The sequence below is a fragment of the Microcystis sp. M049S2 genome (assembly GCF_020245625.1).
GTDB classification, from domain to species: domain Bacteria; phylum Cyanobacteriota; class Cyanobacteriia; order Cyanobacteriales; family Microcystaceae; genus Microcystis; species Microcystis ichthyoblabe_A.
The window spans coordinates 1-2877 of the sequence record NZ_JADBUN010000215.1 but is presented as its reverse complement, the minus strand read 5'-3'; the positions used below and the strand labels follow the sequence as shown (position 1 = coordinate 2877).

The 2877-nt window shown below is 44.8% G+C and carries 3 protein-coding genes and 1 pseudogene; 2 read left to right on the top strand and 2 right to left on the bottom strand.

Annotated features, from left to right (window positions below):
* Positions 1-195 precede the first annotated feature (195 nt).
* Positions 196-379 (bottom strand): annotated as a pseudogene (locus IM496_RS22750) (hypothetical protein).
* A 115-nt stretch (positions 380-494) separates the two neighbouring features.
* Here IM496_RS22750 and IM496_RS17710 point away from each other — a divergent pair.
* Positions 495-1433, top strand: a complete 939-nt coding sequence (locus IM496_RS17710; protein ID WP_104396720.1) for a glycosyltransferase family 2 protein — start codon at positions 495-497, stop codon at positions 1431-1433.
* 235 nt (positions 1434-1668) lie between these two features.
* Here the strand turns inward: IM496_RS17710 and IM496_RS17705 are convergent, their stop codons facing one another.
* Entirely contained in the window at positions 1669-2010 is a 342-nt protein-coding gene (locus IM496_RS17705; protein ID WP_012267070.1) for a DUF8822 family protein, read from the bottom strand.
* A 34-nt stretch (positions 2011-2044) separates the two neighbouring features.
* On the opposite strand from IM496_RS17705, the gene aat reads away from it, so the two are divergent.
* Complete coding sequence (gene aat / locus IM496_RS17700; RefSeq protein WP_287662761.1) at positions 2045-2626, top strand: leucyl/phenylalanyl-tRNA--protein transferase; 582 nt, start codon at positions 2045-2047, stop codon at positions 2624-2626.
* The last annotated feature ends 251 nt before the right edge of the window (positions 2627-2877 follow it).

The following is a 2877-nucleotide window of genomic DNA, read 5'->3' as shown; positions in this document are numbered from 1 at the left end:
TGCATTATTCACCAACTGGCAAAAACCTGATTGTGAGGACATCTCAAAAAACAGACTGTTTTTCAGCCAGATCGCTAGATGAACTTCTTGCCAAGGCTTTCGAGGATTTTCCAAAGTCTTCATGAATAATGCAGGTTAGCAGTAATCTATGTAGGGTTGGCTGAATAAATCTAAAAACCTTGTTGGATAAGACTTTTAGACTTTTTTCCCCTCAAAAAGTGCCAGCCATTGCGGGGATCGGGGGGAAAATTCAGGTGCTTTTTCCCTGAAAATTAGGTAGTTGACCACGGCGGTTCGACAGGCTCACCGTCCACTCGACTGAGCTTCGCCGAACGTCCTGAAAATCGATAAAACCCCACACCCCACACCCTACCCCCAGAAAAAGCTTTTTCAGCAAACCCTGTGTAAGTTGACAAAAGCGATACTTTGCCAGAATATTTAGAGCGTAGCGGCCGCCATAAAAACACGGCTTTTGTCCGTTCAACCTCTCGAAAATGCCGAAATATTCGCTAATTATCCCGATTTATAACGAGGAAGAAACCATTCCAGAACTCTATCGCCGTCTTAGTGCCGTCATGGATAGTTTAGATGATTCTGTGGAACTGATTCTGATTAATGATGGCAGTCGGGACCGTTCCTTAAATTTAATGCGGGAACTACAGGAAAGAGATGCTAGGGTCTGTTACATTAGCTTTGCTCGTAACTTTGGCCATCAGGCAGCAGTAACGGCAGGACTTAATTTTGCTAGGGGTCAAGTTATTGTTGTCCTCGATGCCGACTTGCAGGATCCACCGGAATTGATTCCCAAAATGATCGAGTCTTGGCAAGCAGGTTATCATGTGGTTTACGCCCAGAGAACAAAACGGAAAAAAGAAAGTTGGTTTAAACGCCTAACTGCCTACGTTTTCTATAGATTGCTGCGACGATTAGCTGACGTGGATATCCCTGCGGACACGGGGGATTTTTGTCTGATGGATCGTCAGGTAGTGGACCTATTAAATTCTATGCCAGAACGCAATCGTTATATTCGCGGTTTGCGCGCTTGGATTGGTTTCCGACAAACTGCTGTTAAATTTGAGCGGGATCCCCGGTTTGCTGGCGAAGTCAAATACACTTTTAAAAAATCCCTAGCTTTAGCGATTAATAGCTTGGTGTCTTTTTCTAAGATTCCCCTGCGTATTTCCACTTATTTAGGCTTATTTTCCGCTTTAATTGCCCTGTTGATGGCTTTACTGGTTCTCTACTGGCGCTTACAGCAACCCGACTCTCCCGTTACTGGTTTAGCTACTATCTTGATCGCTGTGTTTTTCTTGGGTTCGGTACAATTGATCAGTATTGGCATATTAGGGGAATATATTGGGCGAATTTACGAAGAAGTTAAAGGCAGACCCGCTTATACGATCGCTGAGATCGCTGGGTTGGAAATCAATTAAACCTTTCCAACAACTATCAATTAATTCTTGTCGATTAAGGATTTTGTTAACTTCTTAAATAAGCAATAAGCTGTTGACTCTCTAAATTACTGGTTAAGACTGTCTATGATCGAGGAGAGAGGTTTTGCTCATTTGTCCTAAAATTTCTAATAGGCAGTGCAGCTTACCCCATTCGTACAAAAAAATTAGCAGAGCAGCTAATAGAAATTAAACTCGAATAGCAGAGAAAAACTGTCTAACTTTGCCCACAACAGCGATCGATTCCTAAACTATCTAAAATTAAATCACTGACGGCGTTAGCGATGGCAAATTCACTATAAAAACTTTCGCGGAAATCAAAAGCTTGCATCTCGGTAACGATCGCAATTACTAGACAACCGAGATCGTTTTCTCCTTCCAAACGCTGACGCAGAAAAATCTGACTAGCGCGTTCAGCGATAGTTTCATTAATAGCTTCGGGAATAAATTCCGCATCTAACCAACGATGCAAAGCGGTGCGCAGCCAAGTTTGTTCCTGTTGGGGATTTTCGATCGGTGGTAAAGTAATAGGCGGAATTGGTGCGGGATGATCGGGCATAATTAGAGAATGATCAGGCTACAAGACTGAATTCTTGGGGGGAGTCGTGGATACCGCCTCTATTATACAAGGATACGCACGCGGTTACTTTCTCATGGCCGATGAGGGGGGCAGATTGGATTGGTATTCTAGTAAAAATCGCGCTCTTATCCCTCTTGATCGGCGTTTTAGGTATCCCAAGTCACTAAAACGAGTTTTGAATCAAAATCGCTTTAGCGTGGCTATTAACCGCGATTTTGCAGGGGTTTGTGCCGGTTGTGCCGATCGCTCGCTGACTTGGATTTCCCCGGAGTTAATGCAAATCTATCAGCAATTACACCAGGCCGGTTGGGCCTACAGTTTCGAGACGTGGCAAGGGGATCAATTAGCGGGAGGGATTTTAGGTTTGGCCATTGGCGGGGTTTTTATCGGGGAATCGATGTTCTATAAAATTCCCGATGGTTCTAAGGTCGCCATGGTCAAGTTAGTTGAACACCTCAGAGAACGGAATTTCTGTCTATTTGATGCCCAAATGCAAAATCCCCATCTGGCTAGATTTGGGGCCGATACTATCCCCGAACAAGAATATCATGCCCGACTGGAAAGCGCTCTGTTGAAGTATTGCCGTTTTGTTTAAGTAGGGTCTGCTGAATAAATCTAAAAACCTTGTTGGATAAGACTTTTGGACTTTTTTCCCCTCAAAAAGTGCCAGCCATTGCGGGGATCGGGGGGAAAATTCCTGGACTTTTTCCCTGAAAATTAGGTAATTGGCCACCTCAAAACTGGTAAAACCCCACACCCCACACCCCACACCCCACACCCCACACCCCACACCCCACACCCCACACCCCACACCCCACACCCCACACCCCACACCCCACACCCCAC